A 23086-nucleotide genomic window follows, 5' to 3' on the forward strand; every position below is an offset into this window, starting at 1 on the left:
TCTTTTATCTAAGCCCATTAAATTTAGGTGTAAAAATGCAAGTAACAAGAGACTTATTTAACGACGTAATGGTACCAAACTATAATCCATCAGCAATCATTCCAGTTCGTGGTGAAGGTTCACGCGTTTGGGATCAAAATGATAACGAGTTTATCGATTTTGCTGGTGGTATTGCCGTTAACTGTTTGGGTCACTGTCATCCTGCATTAGTTAAAGCATTAAAAGAGCAAGGCGAAAAAATTTGGCATTTATCGAATGTTATGACTAATGAGCCAGCACTTCGTTTAGCTCAAAAAATGGTTGAAGCAACATTCGCTGATAAAGTTTACTTTGCAAACTCAGGCGCAGAAGCAAACGAAGCAGCCCTTAAGCTAGCGCGTCGTTATGCACTGGATGTATATGGCGCTGAAAAAACGCAAATTATTGCATTTAATAAAGGTTTTCATGGTCGCACATTCTTTACAGTAACTGTGGGCGGGCAAGCTGCATATTCTGACGGCTTTGGTCCTAAACCTGCTGACATAGTACATTGTGATTTTAACGATATAGCAGCATTTGAAGCGCTGATCAGCGATAAAACATGTGCTGTTATGATGGAACCATTACAAGGTGAAGGCGGTATTATTTCACCAACAGATGAATTTGCTAAAAAAGTACGTGAACTTTGTACTAAACATAACGCGTTACTTATTTTTGATGAAGTACAAACGGGTGTTGGTCGCACAGGCGATTTATACGCTTATGAAGGTTTAGGCGTTGTTCCTGACATTTTAACAACGGCAAAAGCATTGGGTGGTGGTTTTCCAATTGGCGCTATGATCACTCGTACACCAATTGCTGAGCATTTAAAAATTGGTACTCACGGTTCTACTTATGGCGGAAACGCACTTGCTTGTGCTGTTGCTGAAGCGGCATTTGATACAGTAAATACACCAGACGTACTAAACGGTGTTAAAGAGCGCGAGCAATTATTCCGTGACGGATTAAACGCAATTAACGAAAAATACAACGTATTTAGCGAAGTACGTGGTAAAGGCTTATTAATTGGCGCAGTACTAAATGACAAATTTGAAGGACGTGCACGCGACTTTTTAGTAGCCAGTGCTAATAATGGTTTAATGAACCTTGTAGCGGGCATGAATGTAATTCGCTTTACACCGTCTTTAGTTATCCCGTTTGAAGATATTAAAGAAGGCTTAGCGCGCTTTGAAAAAGCCGTTAGCGATGTAGTAAACGGTTAATATAGTTTAAATTAGCACGCCTACTGGCGTGCTATTGGAGCAAGCAATAAATGCAAGTATTACGTCCTATTACTGCCAATGATTTTGACGCGCTTAAACAAATAGCGATTGAATCCGGTCATGGGTTTACCTCTTTACCTGTGGACGATGCACAGCTTAAAGAAAAAATTGAACGTGCTGAAAAAAGCTTTGCCAAAAACATTAACCAGCCACTTGATGAAAGCTATTTATTTGTTTTAGAAGACAGTGAAACAGGTGACGTTATTGGCACAACCGCTATAGAAGCCGCAGTAGGTTTATCGGTGCCTTTATATCATTATCATTTAGGTAAAACAGTACACCACTCGCCTACTTTAAATGTATATAACACCGTTGATATTTTAAGCATGTGTAACGACTACACAGGTTGCTCTGAAATATGCACATTATTTTTGCGCGAAAATAGCCGTAAAGGTTTAACGGGTCGATTTTTATCGCGTTCACGCTTTTTGTTTATGGCTCAGCATAGCGAGCGTTTTGCCGATACTGTTATCGCAGAAATGCGCGGTGTTAGCGACGAAGACGGCCATTCTCCTTTTTGGCAATGGCTGCAAGAGCACTTTTTTAGTATTGAATTTCCAGAAGCTGATCACTTAGTTGGCTTAGGCGATAAGGTATTTATTAGCGAGTTAATGCCTAAATACCCTATTTATGTGAACTTGCTTAGCAAGAAAGCCCAAGCAGTTATTGGGCATGTGCATGAAAAAACAAAACCTGCGCTAAAATTATTAGAAAAAGAAGGTTTTGAGCACAGAGGCTACGTTGACTTATTTGACGCAGGCCCAACGGTTGAAGCAAAGCTTGGTAATATTCGCAGCATTCGCGACTCTCAAGTTTGCCCTATTACTATTGGTGAGCTTGATCACATATCACAAAATAGCTCTGATACGCTGGCTGTATGTAATCAAGGCGTAAGTGGCTTTAGAGCAACATTTACCAAAGACGCACATTACAATCATGCAAAACATACTCTCGTCATTAGCCAAGATGTGGCTAAAGCACTTAATTTAAGTCAAGGAGATGCAGCGCGATTTTTCCGCCTGTAAATTATTTATGAATACACACCTAATTAATAACCAGTGGCATGCAGGGCAAGGTCCAGCATTTGAGTCAATCAATCCAAGTAATGGCGATGTGGTATGGCAAGGTAATGGCGCAAACGCTGATCAAGTAGATTCAGCTATAAAAGCAGCCAGAGCAGCACAGGTACAATGGGCAGATAAGCCGCTTGAAGAGCGTATAGCCATTCTTGAAAACTTCGCAGCTCAATTAAAAGAACACAGTGAAGAATTTGCGACCATAATTGCACGCGAAACAGGTAAGCCATTATGGGAAACCCGTACCGAAGTGGGCGCAATGACAGGCAAAGTAGCTATATCTGTAAAAGCGTACCATGAGCGTACCGGTACAACCGAAAACCCAATGCCCGGTGCTAAAGCGTTTATTAGACACAAACCGCATGGCGTTGTGGCTATTTTTGGCCCGTATAACTTTCCGGGGCATTTACCAAACGGGCATATTGTTCCTGCAATTTTAGCAGGCAACACCGTAGTATTTAAGCCATCAGAACTAACACCGCACGTTGCAGAATTCACCCTCTCACTTTGGTTAAAAGCGGGCTTACCAGCGGGTGTTATTAACCTTGTCCAAGGTGAAATTGAAACAGGCAAAGCGCTTGCTTCTCATAAAGATATAGATGGATTGTTTTTTACCGGTAGCTCAAACACAGGTCACTTACTACATAAGCAATTTGCAGGGCACCCTGGCAAAATTTTAGCACTTGAAATGGGCGGTAATAATCCTCTTATTGTAAAAGACGTGAGTGATGTAAGCGCTGCTGTGCACGATATTATTCAATCAGGCTTTATTACCTCAGGTCAGCGCTGTACGTGTGCACGCCGCTTATTTATTGAAAAATCGCTCAATGGCGATGCTATTTTAGAAAAGCTAATAAGCGCGACTAAAAACATAGTTGTAGACGACAGTTTTGCTACAGAGCAGCCTTTTATGGGTGCAATGATAAGCGAAAAAGCAGCACTGGGTATGGTCGCTGCGCAAAGTGAATTAGTGTCAAAAGGCGCGCAAATCCTTGTTGAACTTAAGCAATTAAAATCAGGCACCGGTTTTGTAAGCCCAGGTATTATTGATGTAACAAACATTACCGACATGCCAGATGAAGAGCATTTTGGACCGCTTATTAAAGTGTATCGTTACAACGACTTTGACAGCGCAATTATTGAAGCTAACAACACAAGCTTTGGCTTATCTGCAGGTTTACTTAGCGACAGTGAAGATGATTACACTCACTTCTTAAAGCGCATTCGTGCAGGTATTGTTAACTGGAACCGCCCTATTACGGGTGCCTCTAGCGCGGCTCCATTTGGCGGTATTGGCGCCAGTGGTAATCACAGAGCAAGTGCCTATTATGCCGCCGATTATTGTGCATACCCTGTGGCATCTGTTGAGTCAGACAAAGTGAGCTTACCGCAAACCCTAGCGCCAGGCTTGGTAATTGAATAAGCAATAAAACCAAAATTTTAGATTTAAGGATTTAACATGCATACTGATGTAAACACATTATTTGAGAGCCTTTGGAAAAACTACTTAAACGTAACACCATCGGCAGACAAAATTCATGACCTTTTAGGGTCAACGCAAAAAGATGACATTATTAACGATCATATTGCGCTGCGTACGTTTAATATTGAAAAAGTGGGTCTTGAAAAGCTCGCTGCTCACTTTTTAGCTATTGGTTACAAAGAATGTGGTGAGTACCACTTTGAAGCTAAAAAACTTTACGCAAAGCACTACGAGCATAGCGATCCGAATCAGCCAAAAGTGTTTATCTCTGAGCTACTAGTAGAAAAATGCTCGCCTGAGTTACAAGCCATCGTAACCGACATGGTTGATAAAATTGATGAAAGTGCTGTTACTGCTGATAACTTTTTGTATTCAGGCACGCATTGGCAAGTAAGCACCGATACTTATAAGCAGCTGCTAGCTGAAAGCGAGTATGCAGCGTGGATGTCGGCGTGGGGTTACCGCGCCAATCACTTTACAGTAAATATTAATACGCTTGCTAAGTTTGATAACATTCATGATGTTAACCAAGCCCTAAAAGACGCCGGCTTTTCGCTTAATACGTCAGGCGGTGAAGTTAAAGGCTCACCAGAGGTGTTACTAGAGCAATCGTCAACACTTGCTGATGAATACTCTGTTACCTTTAGTGACGGTGATATGAGCATCCCTAGCTGTTTTTATGAGTTTGCTATTCGTTACCCTAAAGCCGACGGTGAGCTTTATACTGGTTTTGTTGCAGCCTCAGCTGACAAAATATTTGAAAGCACCAATGCTCGATAGCAAAACCTAAAGTACTTTATTTAAAAAGCCCGTTATGGGCTTTTTTTATGTCGGTAGGTTATGTTGATTAATTATAAAAATAACGGTTTATAATCGTTTTCTAACTTTTCAAACGATAAATCGCCAATAAAGCGGCCAAAGCTCAACCAAGTTGCCAAACCGCGTAAGTCTTTAAAGTGTGGAGGCACAAATTGTGGGCTCTCTATTACACCTAAATCATGAAGCTGCGAAATTAATCTAAAGTCATCTATTGATATTTTACCTACCAGTAATAAAGGTAGTCTATCTATTCGACCAAGCTGTATTGCAACGCGTATTAAGTTATAAACCAATACAAAGCCTTTAATGTAAGCAATATCTTTTGTAAAAGGCAAACCTGTTGGCGTACTGCCTCTAAATACACGCTGCGCGAGTGTGTAGCTGTCATCTTTTGATAAACCTTGCGCTACATAGTCACGGTAAATATCTACAAATTCAGCGCCATCTATTACCTTTGTAACCGCTTGAATACGGTTAACTAATTTAGATAAACGCCTTGGTGTCGATTTTAAAGTAATAATTTCGGTTAATACTGCTAAGCCTTCTTGGGTAATAGTTGAGCTAGGCGTGCCTTTACTCAAACATGTTAAATACGGCTGTGCTAAACCATTTTGAGTGGTACCTACGTGTATCCACCCTTCGTGAACTTCTAAAATATCAAGTTCACGCTGAGAAAACTTAACATCTTGATTAAGCTTTATATTATTAGCACCTGCGGCTGCATCACTAACAATACCATCGCTAAGCATTACCTCTACGTTTATCCCTGTCATACTGGCATTTACTTGCTCAGACAAAATACGCACAGCATCAACAGCATCAATATTTTTAGGGTCGTCAGGCAGTATGTCGGCTATAAGTAAATTTTGCAGCGGTTTATCTAGCATATTAGCTAGCTCAGAAAGTGAGGGCTCACCAGCATGGAATAAGTCTTTAGGGTGACCAAATAACTCCACCGATAAGTCATGAAACTCTGGCGTTCCACGATACTCAAGCATACTTAATACCGTTTTATACTCGGTGCACATTTTTCCCATATATTGAGCAATCGGATTTAACTGCCCCAATTGGTTAATAATGTTACGGTGCAAAGTAGAAAATGCTTGGCGTAACTCGCTAGGTACAAAACCAAGGTCGCGCTGTTGATAATATGCACGATCGATGAGTGGGTTTTTTTGACATTTCTGTCTAAAAAACTCCTCTTTAGTTTGTTTATCCCAATTAATAGCATCGAGTATCCTAATTGGAGTTTGCAATGCAATTAATTGATCCGATAACTCACGAGTTTTTAGTAGTAACGCCTTGTCTATCATGCTCTAAGCTCAACAATAAATGAGTTTTGAGCATAATTTAAAAAAGCGAAATTACAAAGTAATATCACACTTTTTTAGCTATTGTTTTTAAGATGATCGACCCTCATATCTGTATCGTATGAGTTACTAAAGGAAGGGCATAAAACATGAAAAACGAAATCGATAACAAACAGATTTTGGCTGTGTATGAACGTATCATCCAAAAAGGTGAAATGACTAATGAAGGTAAATATTATCAGGGTGTTACAGCTTATTCAGACGTAGATGGCTATACGATATATTTACAAGGTAGCGGCGTTGAACTGCGCTTTGGTTTTCATAATACTTACCACCTTGACTACGAACATGAAAAGCATAAAGACGACTTTTTGAAAAAATTATATAACATTGCAAACGAGAGCTAATGCAACCACGAAAACGCAGACACCGCCCTACCAGTAAGCTCAATACTACTTTTATAAACCAAGTAGTAGAAGAGCTTAGAGCTGATCCAAGCAAAGTCTCAATTATTCAAGAAAATTTAGAACAGTACCGTGCTCAAACTCATCTAAAGCGTGGTTTTTTACTGGCTATAGAGCGCTTTGATTGGGTTTTTGAAGCAAGCAAAGATATAGACTTTATTTGCCAGCAAATTTTAGCTGATGACTATATTGGCAATAGACTAAGACGTTACCCCCTACTTTTTAAAGGCGTTATTAATAATGCCTGACCTTTCAAAACCAAGCCCTTTAAAACGATAAAACCACAAAGTTTACTCTCTATATAAATTTATTAGAGCACTAAGCAATTGCAGGTTTAGACCGCTTTTGTATTAATTTAATACTATTAGTACTCTAACTATTACTGCACTAATGATTATTGATCATTTTATTCATTTATTGCTGTAAACAAATCATTACTATTATTTAATTTCAAAATAAAATTCACAAGCCTTTGTTTTAAATAAAATAAAACAAAGTAAAACCTTATCTTCTTTATCGAATTAGTTGCGCTTTTATTAATGATTAATCTACATTTTGGCATCTAGATATTTACTTCAGCCTTGAATTGTTAGAGCTATTACCTTAAGCTTATGTTTATTGAACGTTCAATTAATAAAAATTATGCCTAAAGTCGGAATGGAACCTGTCAGACGTCAGCAGCTAATTGACGCGACTATAGAGTCAGTTGCAACTAATGGACTACAAGGCACAACTATAAACAGCATTAGTAAAAATGCCGGTTTATCGTCAGGCATTATTAGTCATTATTTTGGTGGTAAGCAGGGGTTAATTGAAGCCACTGTTAGATACTTACTAACAAGCTTAAAACAAGGCTTAATAAGTAAAGTAAATAACCAAACGAATGCCATTGAACGTTTAATGATTATTATCGAAGCCAACTTTGCGCTTGTACAACAGCGTAATGATACAACCCGAACGTGGTTAAGTTTTTGGGCGCAATCGATGCATGATGAAGAATTACACAGACTACAAAACGTAAACAGTAAACGCTTGCAAAGTAATTTAGCATTTTCTTTTAAGCAATTAATGCCTATTGAGCAAGCAAAGCAAGCTGCAGAACTTAGCGCCGCAATGATCGATGGCCTATGGTTAAGAGCAGTGCTGAGTAAATCAGACAATAATCAGTTTAAACACAGTGAAAAGTTAGCAAAAAGCTATGTACTTTCACTTATCAAGCAATATGGAGCCTAGCGTGACTACACCTGTCTATCAAAATTTTATTAACGGCCATTTTCTTGCAAACCAGAGCGGCAAAACATTTGATGTAACAAACCCAGCTACGGGCGAGGTTATTTACGCAGTAGAGATTGCCGACGAATTTATTCAAAACGCAGCCATTGCCAGTGCAAAGCAAGGCTTTGCTCAGTGGTCAGCGATGACACCCATTGAACGCAGCCGCATTTTATTAAAAGCAGTGGCTATTTTACGCGAGCGCAATGATGAGCTAGCACTTGTAGAAGTACTCGACACCGGTAAACCAATGCAAGAAGCAAATTGTGTTGATATTGAAACCGGCGCTGATGTAATTGAATACTTTGCAGGCCTTGCGCCTGCACAAGTAGGCCAACAGCAAATGGTGGGTGATGACTTTTATTACACACGTAAAGAGCCACTAGGTATCTGTGCGGGTATTGGTGCATGGAACTACCCACTACAAATTGCATGTTGGAAGTCGGGCCCTGCCCTTGCTGCTGGTAATGCATTTATATTTAAACCATCTGAGGAAACACCACTTGGCGCTATTAAGCTTGCTGAAGTGTTTTTTGAAGCTGGCGTACCTGCAGGTGTGTTTAATGTTGTTCAAGGTGCTGGCGATGTAGGTCAGTGGCTAACACAGCATAGCGACATTGATAAAGTATCGTTTACGGGTGAAGTAGGCACAGGTAAAAAAGTAGTAGCAAGCGCTGCGGGCACTTTAAAAGATGTAACAATGGAACTCGGTGGTAAATCTCCATTATTAGTATTTGATGATGCCAATATTGAGCAAGCGGTTAGCGCGGCTATGTTAGGTAACTTTTATACGCAAGGCGAAATTTGTACTAACTGTACACGTATTTACGTTCATAAAAATGTATATCAGCAGTTTATTGATGAGCTTAAAGCGCGCACTGAGAAAAACATTATTGCTGGCGACCCACAAAATTTAAATACTAACTTTGGCGCACTTATTTCTAAAAAGCACCAAGAACTAGTAATGAGCTACGTTAATAAAGGCATCGAAGAAGGTGCAACGCTATTAACCGGTGGTACAACGCTTTCACCTAAATCTGCACCTAATGGCTATTTTGTAGCACCGACTGTGTTTATTGATTGTAATGACGATATGACTATCGTTAAAGAAGAAATATTTGGCCCTATAATGAGCGTGCTTGTTTTTGACGACGAAGACGATGTTATTGCACGCGCTAACGGGACTCACCTAGGCTTAGCTGCAGGCGTATTTACTAGCGATATTAAACGTGCGCACCGCGTGATTCATAAGTTACAAGCCGGTATTTGTTGGATTAATGCATACGGTAACTCACCTGCTGAAATGCCAGTTGGCGGTTATAAGCAATCGGGTATTGGCCGTGAAAATGGTATACAAACTCTTGATCAATACACGCAAACTAAGTCTATTTATGTTGGTATGGCCGACATAGAAAGCCCATTTTAAGGCGCCCTACTATGAGTAATCATTACGACTATATTATTGTTGGCGCGGGTTCGGCGGGTTGTGTTTTAGCAAACCGTTTATCTGAAGATTCAAGTAACCGCGTGTTACTACTTGAAACCGGCGGTAGCGATAAAAGTATTTTTATAAAAATGCCAACTGCGTTATCTATTCCTATGAATAGTGACAAATACGCATGGCAGTTTCATACGCAGCCTGAGCCTCATTTAGATAACCGTGAAATGCATTGTCCTCGTGGCAAAGTATTAGGCGGCTCGTCATCTATTAATGGCATGGTATATGTACGTGGCCACGCAAAAGATTTTGACGAATGGCAGCAACACGGTGCAAACGATTGGGATTACCAATCATGTTTACCCTACTTTCAAAAGGCAGAAAGCTTTTACCTTGGTGAAAATACTTACCGTGGTGGCAAAGGCCCGCTTGGCGTTAATAACGGCAACGAAATGCAAAACCCGCTTTATCGCACGTTTATAAAAGCAGGTGTACAAGCTGGTTACGCCTCAACAGATGATTACAACGCGTCGCAGCAAGAGGGTTTTGGCCCAATGCACATGACCGTAAAAGACGGCGTGCGCAGCTCTGCTTCTCGTGAGTATTTAGACCCTGTTAAATCGCGTAGTAATTTAACAATTATTACAGGTGCACTAGCACAACGCGTGATTTTAGATGGCAAAAAAGCCACTGGCATTGAATACAAAGTAAATGGCGACATTAAAACTGCACATGCTGCAAAAGACGTTGTACTAAGTGCAGGGCCAATTGGTTCTCCACATATTTTACAACTCTCTGGTATTGGTGATACTCAAGCGCTTGAAAAAGCAGGCGTTGAAGTACAGCATCATCTACCAGGTGTTGGTCAAAACTTACAAGATCATCTTGAGTTTTACTTTCAATACAAGTGTAAGCAACCTATCACGCTTAACGGCAAGCTAGGCATTGTTTCAAAAGGGTTGATTGGCGCACGCTGGTTATTAACGCGTTCGGGTTTAGGTGCAACGAATCATTTTGAATCGTGTGCGTTTATTCGCTCAAAACCAGGTGTTGAATGGCCAGATATTCAGTATCACTTTTTACCAGCGGCAATGCGTTACGATGGTAGAAGTGCATTTGCAGGTCATGGTTTTCAGGTACATGTGGGTCATAACAAACCAAAAAGCCGTGGTAGCGTCACTATTGCTTCTGCGAATCCTGAGCAACCACCAACCATTTTATTTAATTACCTTGAGCATCAAGACGATATTGAAGGCTTTAGAGCGTGCGTTCGCTTAACACGCGACATAATCGAACAAAGTGTCTTTGATGAATACCGCGATGAAGAAATTCAACCCGGTAAACATATTCAAACAGATGAAGAAATAGATGCCTTTGTACGCCAAGCCGTAGAAAGTGCTTACCATCCTTCTTGCTCGTGCAAAATGGGTGAAGATGATATGGCCGTTGTTAACTCTAATACCCAAGTGCATGGTATTGAGGGATTACGTGTTGTTGACTCATCTATATTCCCAACAGTTCCTAACGGAAACTTGAATGCGCCTACTATCATGGTTGCCGAAAAAGCAGCTGACATAATTTTAGGTAAAGACCCATTACAGAAATCGGATGTGAATGTTGCCATAACAACAAACTGGCAAGACACACAACGTAGTTCGGAGATCTAACTTTAGCCACATGCTTAGGTTTAGTCTCGTCGGGCTAAACCTGTGCGTGCCTTGCAGTGGCACACGATGTAAATAGGTTACGTTGTGTTAATGCGAGAATAAAACAATAAAATACGGAGTGCTTATGAATTATTTTTATTCATTACTGGAGGGTAACAATGACTATTTGGCTTAATGCAGGCATCATTTTTACCTTACTTGCCATTATCACTATTTTAATTAAATGGGGTAATGTTCGCGTAGTAGGTGTAACACCAGTTCGAACCTTTACGTTTATAGCAATATTATTTACTTCTGGCCTTGATGTTGGCCTTATTATGTTTCCTTTAACTGAGTTTGCAGGTTATGCAGACATAAAAGCAAGCCCAGAATACGCGTTTGCAAATCCACTGGCTATTGAGTTTGGCTATTGGGGATTTTTGATCTGGGGATTTTACTTTCTTACGTGCTTTTATTTCTGTGTAATAGAACCTAAAGTGAAATTTTTCGAAATTCCTTGGGTTAAATTTATCAATAATGTTGTAATTATTGGTACATGTGCATTTACCGCTTATTTACTGCTTACAAACCTACCGTGGTATTTACCCGAATTAGGTGATGGAACAAGCATAGTTTCTGAGTTTTATTTAATTGTGTTTGCGGCTATCTGTTTTGCGGTTTACTCAAGTACTGATATTAAATATGTGCGTATTTTAAGTATTTCTACTACGTGGTTATTTTTAGCTTTAATCGCCTTTATGTGGGCTGGCGCATTTGTAATTGGTGATAGTCAAATGTCAGCATTTACGAATAACTTAGGCTCTATTGGTACTTACTTTGCCAACATTAATGAATTTGTTTTACCGCTTAATGATTACCATGAGTTTTACTTATTCTGGTGGTTTGCGTGGAGCATAATGATTGGTCAATTTACATCACGCTTTGTTGGTGGACTTAAAACATACCAAGTATTGGGTGCGATGTTGATTTTCCCTTCTATTCCGATTGCGATTTGGTTTAGCGTACTTTATCACTACCATGAGGCGGGCATCCCTACTCAAGGTATTAAAAACTTTGCCATGGTATTTGTAGGTATCATATTTGTAATTAACTCTCTCGATTCGTTAGTGCGTTTATATACAGATAACCTAAACTTTACCGTAAAGCGTTTTGGCAAAATGAAATACATAATCGGAAATGTTGTTGCCCTATCACTACTTACACTATTGTTTAAATTAGAATTTTTACAAATTCAATGGGTAGGCGCATTAGTTATTGGCTTGTTCTTTATCTGTGCTGGCTTCATTGGTTACAGTAAATTTAAAACAGTAACGAATATAGATAGCTCACCAAAAGCAAACGTAATTGATTACACAAAAATAGACACAGTACACTAGGGATTAATAATGAATAACAAACTAAAACAACTTGTAGTAGCACTACCATTTGCACTTTTATCAACGACTGCAGCAGCTGATTGGTCAACAACAATCACGGCAGCGTCTGACTACACTTTTAACGGTGTAACTCAAACAGATAACGATCCTGCAATTCAAGGTAGCTTAGACTATGCCTTTGATAGTGGTGTTTACGCAGGTGTATGGGCTTCAAATGTAGATTTTGGTGACGACACTGATTTTGAGCTTGATGCCTATGTAGGTAAGTATGTACAACTTGATGAGCAATTTAGCGTTGACTACGGTATTGCGTATTACACTTATCAAGGTAATAACAGCGATGGCAACTACGCTGAGGCTTACACTAAATTTGGTTTCGCAAGTGAGTACGGCCAAACTGAGCTTAATTTTTGGTACAGCTGGGATTACTTTGGTCAAGGTGGAGGCCATGTAATCTCAATGATTGCACACACCTATGAGCTGGCTCCAAATCATGCACTACGTGCAAGCTTTGATATTTCAAACTCGCTTGATGGACAAAAATGGGCGTGGGACGTAAACGAGAAAAAATCATACAACCATTACCGTTTAGCATATCAAACTAGTTATGAAGGGTTTGGTATTGAAGTGGCCGCTGAAAACACAAGCTTAGATTACGATTATGCTGATGAGCGTATCGTACTTGCTGTTTCACGCACATTTGATCTTTAATACAATAATTACTGATTAAACAAAAAATGCCACTCTACTTAGAGTGGCATTTTTATTTGTAAACTAACTAACTAACTAACTAACTAACTAACTAACTAACTAACTAACTAACTAACTAACTAACTAACAATATCCCAAGCACTTGTACCCGATGCTGAAAGGTTACTGGTGTTATTGCGTAATACTTTATTACCTACATTAGCTGATGACTCAGGTCGGCTTACTAAATAACCCTGAACAGAACTCACACCCATTTTTTTAACAAGTTCAAACTGCCCTATTTCTTCAACGCCTTCAGCTACAATTTTAAGGCCAAGTTTTTGTCCAAGCTCACTAATTGTATTTAATATATCATTATATTTTTGGCTTTTATTAGCTTGAGCTATAAACGAGCGATCAATTTTAATAACATCAATTGGTAAATCTGCTAATGTGCTCAACGAGCTAAAACCTGTACCAAAGTCATCAATAGCAATAGTAATGCCCTCTTCTCTTAGCCTGCTCAGCTCTTTAATTATTTTAGGGCTGGCTTTAATGAATGTTGATTCTGTAATTTCAAGCATTAAAGACGTAGCGGGTAAACCGGTTTTTTTGAGCTTCTTCATTATCCAATCATAAATGTCACGGTGCTTTAATTGAATGCCCGAAACATTTACTGATATTTTTACTTTACGCATACCTGCATTGTGCCATGCAGCCATTTGCCTACATGATTCAAGCATAATCCAATCGCCAAGTTCTAATATTAAATTAGACTCCTCTGCTATTGGAATAAATTCTGAAGGGGGGATCATGCCCTCAACTGGGTGGTCCCATCGGGTAAGTGCTTCGAAATAATCAATCATACAATCTTCAACATGCACAATTGGCTGAAAAGATAAGTAAAAATCTTTACACGCAACCGCTAAACGCAGCTCTTCAAGTAAATAATGGTAACGGCGCATTTTGTTACCCATTTCTGGCGAGTAAACTTTAAATATTCCCTTACCATCACTTTTAGCTCTATACATAGCTACATCGGCTAATTGTAAAAGCGCTTGAGGCGTTGATGCACTTTCTGGGTAAGCCGCAATACCAATACTGGCACTAATTTTTACTATTTTATTGCCAAGCACAAAGTCTTTTTCAAGCTCACTTAGCACATGCTTAGCAATTTCAACGACTCTGTCGCTATCATCAAGTAATTCTATAAAAATGGAGAACTCATCCCCTCCTAACCTTGATAAGTTTTGCTCTAATTGGTTAGCACTATTTATGTTACTTAATTTATGGTGGCGTAATACATTCGCAAGTCGGCTAGCAACTTGAACTAATATTTCATCACCAAAACTGTGACCAAACGAGTCGTTTACTTGTTTAAAACCATCAAGGTCTATAAACAGGAGCGCACACTTGAGATCTTCTTGATTAGCATGATTAATTTGTCTGTCGATATGTTCAATATATGCATGACGGTCAATTAATAACGTCAGTTTATCTTGGCATATACTGGTTTGAGTTTGTTTTACATAATTAGCCACATGCGTATTTAAACTATTTATTGATTGGCTTAAGCTGCTTACACCCAAAGGGTTCTCTGCCGGTTTTACTTGCAAATTAAATGCAGTGAGTAAGCTATTGGCTTGAAGATTAAGCTCCGCTATTTGATTTTTATAATGGCGCTTTCTACGCTCTCTGCGTAAGTACAGGCCAGAACCAAATATTAAGATACATAAAAGTAAAAAATTAATAGGTGATGCAAGTGTCATTATAATTAACTTACTTGAATCAGCAGCTACAAACTGAGTGTCAGTGGTTTTAATAAGCAAAAAATCAGCAGTGGGCTGCTCAATTATATAGTGGCCATTTAAGATCGGATTATACCAAGGAGCCATATCAAGGGTGGTATTCGTTATTTCGAAATTTCGTATATCAATACTGGTACTAAATAAATTTATACGATTAATCTGATTCGTTAACTCTATGTTTATGCAAAAACAAAATAGAATTATGATTAGGAAAATAAAACCGAGCGGCTTAAGTTTACTCATAAAAAAAATCCATCTACTTTGCTTCTCCTATCAAACCTATTACCAAAAGCGGATTATATCGCTTGCATTTAGTACTACGCAAGCATTGATATAATCCTAAGCCATTAGAATAACAAAAAATTGTAACAATAACGGATTAACTAATTATATTTGATATATAGTATAGGTGGGATTAACAAAAATAAACAAAAAGGTTCTAATTGTTTAAAATTTAATACATACCGTCAATAAGCTCTATAATTTTTTCTTCAGCGTCTATAAACTTATCCAATCCACCACCGGTGCGATAAGATGCTTGTGCTATTTTTTCATTCGTTTCAACGTCTTTAATCCAAATATTTGCGTATGCCATATAGAGCGCTATATCCCAACGCCAATTTGCTACGTAGTAAGCCACTGCATTACATCCTGTCGTATCTGCACCTGGTAATTCGGTCTGGTAGTCTTGGTGTTTCAATACATAATTGGCTGGAATTACCCGAGTTTCAACATCATGCTTTGCAAAACCTTTTTTCATTGCATCTATAACACCAGTTTTAACAGCCTTATGTTCAGCAATACATACTGTTTTAGGTAAGTTTGTTTCAAACCGAGTAATGTCTTGCTTTGCAGCACAACCGGCCAAGGTGGCAACCATTGCTGCTGCAACCGTTATTTTTAACGTATTCATATTTATTCCTTTTTTATTTTTAATATTTAAAGCTGCCATGCATAGCTAACTTTTGTAAAAAATGTACGTTGATCCCGCTCAATATTTTTAAGAGAATCGTCTTGGTAACCTCTATCTGAGTAACCCAAATAAAACAGTGTTTGCGCATTAATTTTATATGAGTAAACAAGCTGGCTGCCATAGTCTTTATTGATTTGGCTCACTTGGTAAAAGTAGGCGTTTTCGTCTCTATCAATGTCTTCAAATTGTAAAATTAATTTAAGAATTGAACGCATGCTAAATTTATAATGAAGTCTAAAGTCGACCAAGTTAGCAGTAAAAACCCGCTTCCCTTGCGGGTTATCTAATTGACTGTAGTTATGCTTTACATCGAGCTGCCAATGGTCGTTAATGTCCCACACCATTTGGGTTTGGGTGTCAAACGCATCGCCTAATTGCTCATTTGCATAATCAATGCGGCTAGCGTATTCAATATATAACGAAAGCTTTAAATCTTTAGTGGGTTTAAAGCCCGTATAAATAAAACCAATATTTTGATTATAAAAATTGTCATTATAATTTTCATAACGGTGTACTAAACCAATTTCAAAAATAGATTGTTTTTGGCCTTTAAAGCTTAAAAAGCCTTCGTATTCTTCTTCAAGTAAGTCGCCGTTTTGCGCCCACGTTTTATCCCAGTCAGCTTCGTATGACCATGAGGTAAGTAAATCAGATTCATCTCTGTACCATGTTTGTCCGCCACCAAAGCCTACTTTTTCATAATCGACTTTAGCTTGATAACCTAAATCAGTTCGGTAGTCCTGCCCAATATTTTCATAAGATGCAAATAATTTGTAATCACGTTTATCGCGGGTAAGTTCCAGGGCATATGCTTCATCTGACTGAGTTTCAGATAAGTTATAATTTTGAATTAAAAATTCAGAGTTACGTGTATCAGCAGATGATACTTGATACAAAAGAGTATCGGATTGATTAAACCAGTAGCTACCATCCACTGATAATACAGTGTTGTGATAGTCATCACTTTCTCTGTGCGTGCTTGAAAGGCCAATAGTACCCTGCTGACCTAGGTCATATTGATAACGCCCTGCGGCCGTATTCGTTTTTTCGTTTAAGCTTGCAAAGCCAGAGCCCTGATTCGTTGGCAGTAAAATATTACTATTATCGTCATCAGCGAGCATTAACGCATAACTATGATCACCCGTTTTACCCGTTAATTTTGCACCTAAAGTAGGCTCTGCAATTGTACGTGTATATAAAAGCTCAAATAAGCTGCTTTTAAAGTAAGAAGCTCCATCTAAAAAGAAAGGACGTTTTTCAGCATAATAAATAGAAAAGGTTGTATTTACATCGAGCTCTAAAGAGTCTGTTTCTACTTGCGAAAAATCTGGGTTGATAGTCGCATTTAAAACAGCGTCCTTGGTTAAACCCCAGCGCAAATCTAAGCCCACTTCGGTATCTATATCGCCATTATCCCAGTTACCCGGTAATTCAGATTTATTATCGTTACGAAGTGCTGTCAATGTAGGTGTTAATTGAATATTTTTACTCGATTCAATATCGCTAAAACCCACTAACTTATCAAACTGACAAAGGCTACATTTTATATTTCTATCAAATCCCATATTTGATAGCTGATATAAAACATCACGTTGGTAGTTTCTCATTACTGAAAAACCCCACGTTAGCTCTTTTTTATTTTCAGGAAAGCGCAGTGCCTTAAAAGGAATACGCATTTCAACAACGTAACCTTTGTCGTTAATTTGTCCCGCGCTATCCCAAATAGCATTCCATGAGGTATCTGAGCTCCATCCATCGGTATCGGTCATTCTTATATCGCCTTGTGCACCAAGGGGATTTACATGAAATTCATAACCACTGCGTTCATCATTAAATGTATCAATAACAAGAATGACTACGTCGTCTTCCCATAGCGTATCGCGGTCACGAAGTGATGCACGAATTTGTTCAGGGTTTGGATCCTCTGCAATAAAGGCAACATATAAGTTTGTGCCATCTTCGTAAATAAAGGCATCAGTTTTTACAGGAGGTGTGCCTTTTTCGTTAGGCTCATCTTGGTAGAGTAGAGGTATACGTGTCGCATTTTGCCAGTGCGCTTCATCCATAACACCATCAATAGTGATATTTGAATCAATACGAGATAAGGATACTTGCTGTTTACTAGCCGCTACATCAAGGCTTGAGAGTAATAAAACGAAACTTAAAAATAGGAAGGTAAACTTTTTTATTATAGTTATAAAGTACTGCATAAACATCCATTTAGACTGTAATTACTCATAGGGAGTAACTTAAGCTGGGGATTGTAATTTATCCAGGTACATTTGTTAATACTTTGAAATAAAAAATTAACTATTTAATGATAAAGGAGTAACTAATTGTTACGTATTATGTTTCGAGTAGTTTAAGTTTATCGTCTATGCCATTCCATACATCAGCGTCCTCTGGTGCAGGTTTAACCTCTGTAATGCGCGGCCAGACCAGTGCAAGTTCAGCATTCAATTCAGTAAACTCTTTTTGAGATTCTGGTAATTCATCTTCTTGGTATATAGCATCAGCTGAACACTCAGGGACACATAAACCACAATCGATACAATCAATCGGGCTAATTGCTAAAAAATTAGGGCCTTCAAAAAATGCATCTGCTGGGCACACTGATACGCAATCGGTGTACTTACATTTTATACAATTTTCGGTGACTACAAACGCCATACTATTTTAATACCTAAGATTTTAAACAACAGTTGTGGATCATACCCATCCACTCCAAAAATACAATAAATAAGTGCCATATCACCCTATTTTAACGTAAAATACGCGCCTTATGTTTGCACACCCGTTGTGCCCTGCATCCCCTTATTGTGAGCGGTAATAATACCCCGCTATGACACCTAAAAGAGATATAAATGATACGTTTAACCGAAATAAAGCTGCCACTTGATCATGACGAAGATGCAATTGGTCAAGAAATTGTAAATAAACTAAAAATCCAACCAGAACAATTGCACAGTTTTAATGTGTTTAAGCGTGGTTATGATGCACGTAAAAAATCAGCTATTTTACTGATTTATACACTCGATATAGAAGTTGATAACGAAGCCGAGCTACTCGCGGCATTTGAAAAAGACCAACATGTAAAAGTAGCGCCAGACACAAACTATAAATTTGTAGCCCAAGCCAGCGAAAATATAACAGAGCGCCCTGTTGTGATTGGTTTTGGCCCTTGTGGTTTATTTGCAGGCTTATTACTTGCTCAAATGGGCTTTAATCCCATTATATTAGAGCGCGGTAAAGAGGTACGTGAACGTACAAAAGACACGTTTGGCTTTTGGCGTAAACGCACACTTAATACCGAATCAAATGTACAATTTGGTGAAGGTGGCGCAGGTACATTCTCAGACGGTAAGTTATACAGCCAAGTAAAGGATCCAAAACATTACGGTCGTAAAGTCATTACTGAATTTGTAGAAGCAGGCGCACCCGATGAAATTTTATACGTAAGTAAGCCACACATTGGTACGTTTAAACTTGTCACCATGATTGAAAAAATGCGCGCTCGTATAATAGAACTAGGCGGCGAAATTCGCTTTAGCACACGTGTTGACGATATTCATTTAGACGACGGGCAAGTAACAGGTTTAACGCTTTCAAATGGCGAGCAACTAAACACTCGCCATGTTGTATTAGCCGTTGGTCACAGCGCACGCGACACGTTTGATATGATCCACAAAAAGGGGATTTATGTTGAAGCAAAGCCATTCTCAGTCGGTTTTAGAATCGAACATAAACAATCAATGATCGATGAATGTCGTTTTGGTACAAATGCAGGAAACCCAATTTTAGGCTCTGCCGATTATAAACTTGTTCATCATTGCGACAATGGCCGCACAGTTTACAGCTTTTGTATGTGCCCAGGTGGCACAGTAGTCGCTGCAACCTCTGAAGAGGGCCGCGTTGTTACCAACGGTATGAGCCAATATTCACGAAGTGAGCGCAACGCTAACAGCGCTATTGTGGTAGGTATTTCTCCAGAGCAAGATTTCCCAGGTAATCCACTTGCTGGAATAGACTTACAACGTAAACTTGAAGAGCAAGCGTATGAGCTTGGTGGTAGCAACTACGATGCACCAGCCCAGTTAATTGGCGACTTTTTGAAAGGTAAATCATCAGAAAACTTAGGTGAAGTACAACCCTCTTACACACCCGGTATTAAGTTAACTGACTTGAGTAAAGTGCTACCACAATTTGCTATTGATGCCCTTCGCGAAGCGATACCAGCGTTTAATAAACAAATTCGCGGCTTTTCAACTAACGACGGTTTACTAACCGGTGTTGAAACACGTACTTCGTCGCCTATTAGTATTAAGCGTGATAAAACATTCCAAAGTATTAACACCAAAGGGCTTTACCCTGCAGGTGAAGGCGCAGGCTACGCTGGCGGTATTTTATCAGCGGGTATTGATGGTATTAAAGCGGCTGAAGCGGTCGCACTGTCTATGTTAGAAAACGCTTAAACCTCTTTTTTAAGCCGTTTATCGAAAAGCCTCACTTTGTGAGGCTTTTTTGTGCTAAATGTATAGAAAATAATAACACCTCAAGCACCTCAACAATGATCAAAACATTTACCTTTTCGTTGCTTAGTGTATTAGCAATTTTTAACGCTAAAGCACAAGAGCTAAAAACCATCGATGAAATTCACAGTGCATATAAAAATAATTCTATTAATGCACAGCAACTCACCCAAAATTATATAGACCGAATTAATAAACTTAATCCACACTATAATGCGGTTATTAGTTTAGAGCCTACAGCTATTGCTCAAGCTAAAACGTTAGATGAACTTGCCGTCAAAGGAACTTGGGCTGGGCCATTACATGGAATACCTGTACTTCTTAAAGATAATATAGAAACTAAAGGCACACTTCCCACAACGGCTGGCTCTTTAGCACTTAAAAATAACGTTACTGATAATGATGCTTTTGTTGTTAAACAACTACGTAATGCGGGCGCTATAATTTTAGGTAAAGCTAATTTAAGTGAGTGGGCAAATTTTCGTTCATCCTATTCATCTTCAGGCTGGAGTGCCGTAGGCGGACAAACACATAATGCGCACGATGTAACACGTAACCCATGTGGTTCTAGCGCAGGTTCTGCTGTTGCGGTAGCACTTAACTTTGCGCCTATAGCATTAGGGACTGAAACAGACGGTTCAATTACGTGCCCTGCCTCAGTAAATGGAGTTTATGCAATAAAACCGAGTATGGGCCAAGTATCACGCTCAGGCGTTGTGCCTCTTTCAAGTAGCCAAGATTCAGTAGGGCCGATGGCGCATTCACTTAAAGATTCGCTGCTGGTTTTATCTGTTTTGCAAGGTGAAGACTCCCTTGATGCGACAACTACAGGGTTTGAATTAAAAACAGGTAATATAAAATCAAAATCGTCACTTATTATTGGTGCACTACCTAGCGACAAATTTACAGTTGAAACGCAGCGCCTTTATGCCAAGCAGTTACAAGCATTACAACAGGCTGGACACACTGTTATAAATGTAGATATTACTGATAACTTAGATACGCTATTTGTTGATGAATACTATATTTTACTTTATGACTTCAAAGCCGAAATTAATCACTACCTCGCAAGCACTCCAACACAAGTGGCTGTTAAAAGCCTAAAAGCACTTATTAATTTTAATATTAAAAATAAAAAAACAGAAATGCCCCATTTTGAGCAAGATATCCTAGTTCAATCACAGGCTATTGATTTAACTAACAAACAAAAATACCAAGAGACTAAAGAACGCTATCGCACTTTAGCAACGACAGCCATTGTTAATGTATATAAAAACAACAAGCTTGATATTGTTATAGCGCCTACAGTATCCCCCGCCTGGAAAACTGACTTAGTTAATGGTGATAATTTTAATGGCAGTAGTAGTTCGTTATCTGCTATTGCTGGCACAACGCACATAACCCTACCAGTCGGAAAAGTAAGTGGTTTACCGGTTGGTTTGTCCATAATAGCAAATAAAGAGGACGAGCAAGCGGCTTATTTATACGCAAATATTATTGATGAGGTGTTATCACCAGGCACAAAAAAACCTGAGTAAACTCAGGTTTTTTTAAACTAAACGGCGTTAACTATGACTTTTTAAGTGACAGTTTTTCGCCTTTTAAGCTTTTACGAACGCTTGAAATACGTGAGCGATTTACTGCTCTCGCTTCACCGGTTGCTTGTCCTGATAACTTGTTAGAACGTGTACGGCGTAAATGCGCTGGTTTTTTACCAATTTTATCAATTAGTACTTCACGGTTACTTACTTCATAACCTTCTAAATATACACGTTTGATTTTTTGGCCGATTAGCGTTTCAATTTCAAACAAAGTGTTTTCTTCTTCACGGCTAACAAATGAGATTGCTTGACCTTGGCGACCAGCACGACCTGTACGGCCAATACGGTGAACGTAATCTTCTGCAAGCCAAGGTAAATCAATATTAATTACACGAGGTAAGCCATCAATATCAATACCACGAGCAGCGACTTCTGTAGCCACTAATACGCGTACCTTGCCTTCTTTAAATTCACGTAAAGCACGACGACGGTTACCTTGAGATTTATCACCGTGGCAAACGCCTGCCGGAATACCATCAAGGTTAAGCTCTTTAACAAGCTCATCAGCTGTTTCTTTCATGTTTACGAAGACAAGCACTTGTTGCCAGTTTTTCTTACCAATCAATTCAGAAAGTAGCTCTTGCTTACGACGTTCTTCAACTGGGTAAACAACATGCTCAACGGTGCTTGCTGTACTGTTAGTTTGATCAACACGCACTATTTCAGCTTGTTTCAATACTTTAGATGCAAATTGTTTAATTGCTGCAGGGAATGTAGCAGAGAAAAGTAAAATCTGGCGCTCTTCTGCACAGCTTTTAATAACGTTTTGCATATCTTCAATAAAGCCCATATCAAGCATACGGTCAGCTTCATCAAGAACAAGGTGCTTAACACTTGCAAGGCTTAAGTTACCTAAACGAATATGATCAAATAAACGACCTGGCGTTGCAACAACAATATCTACACCTTCTTTTAAAGCATTTGCTTGGCCGGCAGTGCTAACACCACCAAATAAGCTAACGACTTTAAGTGATGTATGCTTTGCAAAATCTCTAAAATTATTTGCAATTTGTTCTGCAAGTTCACGCGTTGGAGCAAGTACTAATGCATGAGGTGCATTAGTTGTGCTGAGTTCAGACTCAACCAATTTTTGGATGATAGGTAAAGCAAACGCGGCAGTTTTGCCGGTACCAGTTTGTGCACTGGCTAAAACGTCTTTACCTTTACGAACAGCAGGAATTGCTGCGCGCTGAATGGGCGTAAGGGTGTGATAGTTAAGTTCGTCCAACGCCTGGATGATTTCAGGAGCGAAACTAAAAGATTTAAAATTCATGCTGTA

General features: G+C 39.0%; 19 protein-coding genes. 13 read left to right on the plus strand and 6 right to left on the minus strand.

Going from position 1 to position 23086, the window contains the following annotated elements:
* Nucleotides 1-35 precede the first annotated feature (35 nt).
* The 4 genes from I6F45_RS17055 to I6F45_RS17070 are packed head-to-tail and all read left to right on the plus strand — an operon-like array spanning nt 36 to nt 4640.
* Nucleotides 36-1241, plus strand: coding sequence for an aspartate aminotransferase family protein (locus I6F45_RS17055; protein ID WP_007580760.1), 1206 nt, complete (start codon nt 36-38; stop codon nt 1239-1241).
* A 50-nt stretch (nt 1242-1291) separates the two neighbouring features.
* The gene (gene astA / locus I6F45_RS17060; protein ID WP_007580762.1) at nt 1292-2326 is read left to right on the plus strand and encodes an arginine N-succinyltransferase; all 1035 of its coding nucleotides are present in this window, start codon (nt 1292-1294) and stop codon (nt 2324-2326) included.
* A 7-nt stretch (nt 2327-2333) separates the two neighbouring features.
* A complete protein-coding gene (astD, locus tag I6F45_RS17065; RefSeq protein WP_101216980.1) occupies nt 2334-3800 on the plus strand; it encodes a succinylglutamate-semialdehyde dehydrogenase in 1467 nt (488 codons plus the stop codon).
* Nucleotides 3801-3836: 36 nt separating this feature from the next.
* Complete coding sequence (locus I6F45_RS17070; protein ID WP_007580767.1) at nt 3837-4640, plus strand: DUF1338 domain-containing protein; 804 nt, start codon at nt 3837-3839, stop codon at nt 4638-4640.
* A gap of 71 nt (nt 4641-4711) precedes the next feature.
* Here I6F45_RS17070 and I6F45_RS17075 read toward each other — a convergent pair whose 3' ends face one another.
* Nucleotides 4712-5992 (minus strand): flavohemoglobin expression-modulating QEGLA motif protein, encoded by a 1281-nt coding sequence (locus I6F45_RS17075; RefSeq protein WP_101216981.1) that lies wholly within the window; start codon nt 5990-5992, stop codon nt 4712-4714.
* Between the two features lie 146 nt (nt 5993-6138).
* On the opposite strand from I6F45_RS17075, the gene I6F45_RS17080 reads away from it, so the two are divergent.
* The 7 genes from I6F45_RS17080 to I6F45_RS17110 all read left to right on the plus strand — a co-directional run bounded on the left by I6F45_RS17080 (nt 6139) and on the right by I6F45_RS17110 (nt 12917).
* Complete coding sequence (locus I6F45_RS17080; RefSeq protein ID WP_101216982.1) at nt 6139-6396, plus strand: DUF3081 domain-containing protein; 258 nt, start codon at nt 6139-6141, stop codon at nt 6394-6396.
* Complete coding sequence (locus tag I6F45_RS17085; RefSeq protein ID WP_007580773.1) at nt 6396-6701, plus strand: hypothetical protein; 306 nt, start codon at nt 6396-6398, stop codon at nt 6699-6701. Before I6F45_RS17080 ends, I6F45_RS17085 begins: the two co-directional genes overlap by 1 nt.
* 409 nt (nt 6702-7110) lie before the next feature.
* Nucleotides 7111-7686: a transcriptional regulator BetI gene (gene betI / locus I6F45_RS17090; RefSeq protein ID WP_010553010.1), complete on the plus strand. Its 576-nt coding sequence runs from the start codon at nt 7111-7113 to the stop codon at nt 7684-7686.
* 1 nt (nt 7687) lies between these two features.
* Complete coding sequence (gene betB, locus I6F45_RS17095) at nt 7688-9151, plus strand: betaine-aldehyde dehydrogenase (protein ID WP_197161291.1); 1464 nt, start codon at nt 7688-7690, stop codon at nt 9149-9151.
* Nucleotides 9152-9162: 11 nt separating this feature from the next.
* Nucleotides 9163-10830, plus strand: coding sequence for a choline dehydrogenase (betA, locus tag I6F45_RS17100; protein ID WP_197161294.1), 1668 nt, complete (start codon nt 9163-9165; stop codon nt 10828-10830).
* A gap of 158 nt (nt 10831-10988) precedes the next feature.
* Complete coding sequence (locus I6F45_RS17105) at nt 10989-12206, plus strand: BCCT family transporter (RefSeq protein ID WP_197161296.1); 1218 nt, start codon at nt 10989-10991, stop codon at nt 12204-12206.
* Nucleotides 12207-12215: 9 nt separating this feature from the next.
* Nucleotides 12216-12917, plus strand: coding sequence for a TorF family putative porin (locus I6F45_RS17110; protein ID WP_197139368.1), 702 nt, complete (start codon nt 12216-12218; stop codon nt 12915-12917).
* Nucleotides 12918-13036: 119 nt separating this feature from the next.
* Here I6F45_RS17110 and I6F45_RS17115 read toward each other — a convergent pair whose 3' ends face one another.
* The 4 genes from I6F45_RS17115 to fdxA all read right to left on the minus strand — a co-directional run bounded on the left by I6F45_RS17115 (nt 13037) and on the right by fdxA (nt 18347).
* Complete coding sequence (locus tag I6F45_RS17115) at nt 13037-14791, minus strand: bifunctional diguanylate cyclase/phosphodiesterase (RefSeq protein WP_165741158.1); 1755 nt, start codon at nt 14789-14791, stop codon at nt 13037-13039.
* Nucleotides 14792-15158: 367 nt separating this feature from the next.
* Entirely contained in the window at nt 15159-15617 is a 459-nt protein-coding gene (locus tag I6F45_RS17120; RefSeq protein ID WP_197161298.1) for an Sbal_3080 family lipoprotein, read from the minus strand.
* A 26-nt stretch (nt 15618-15643) separates the two neighbouring features.
* Nucleotides 15644-17887 (minus strand): carbohydrate binding family 9 domain-containing protein, encoded by a 2244-nt coding sequence (locus I6F45_RS17125; RefSeq protein ID WP_197161300.1) that lies wholly within the window; start codon nt 17885-17887, stop codon nt 15644-15646.
* Between the two features lie 136 nt (nt 17888-18023).
* The gene (fdxA, locus tag I6F45_RS17130) at nt 18024-18347 is read right to left on the minus strand and encodes a ferredoxin FdxA (RefSeq protein ID WP_002958626.1); all 324 of its coding nucleotides are present in this window, start codon (nt 18345-18347) and stop codon (nt 18024-18026) included.
* 194 nt (nt 18348-18541) lie between these two features.
* On the opposite strand from fdxA, the gene I6F45_RS17135 reads away from it, so the two are divergent.
* Both I6F45_RS17135 and I6F45_RS17140 read left to right on the plus strand, forming a co-directional pair.
* Entirely contained in the window at nt 18542-20149 is a 1608-nt protein-coding gene (locus I6F45_RS17135; RefSeq protein WP_197161302.1) for an NAD(P)/FAD-dependent oxidoreductase, read from the plus strand.
* Nucleotides 20150-20244: 95 nt separating this feature from the next.
* Nucleotides 20245-21744: an amidase family protein gene (locus tag I6F45_RS17140; protein WP_197161304.1), complete on the plus strand. Its 1500-nt coding sequence runs from the start codon at nt 20245-20247 to the stop codon at nt 21742-21744.
* Nucleotides 21745-21775: 31 nt separating this feature from the next.
* Here I6F45_RS17140 and I6F45_RS17145 read toward each other — a convergent pair whose 3' ends face one another.
* Nucleotides 21776-23080, minus strand: a complete 1305-nt coding sequence (locus I6F45_RS17145) for a DEAD/DEAH box helicase (RefSeq protein WP_002958629.1) — start codon at nt 23078-23080, stop codon at nt 21776-21778.
* Nucleotides 23081-23086 lie beyond the last annotated feature (6 nt).

The organism is Pseudoalteromonas sp. SWYJZ19 (assembly GCF_015864375.1).
GTDB lineage: Bacteria > Pseudomonadota > Gammaproteobacteria > Enterobacterales > Alteromonadaceae > Pseudoalteromonas > Pseudoalteromonas arctica.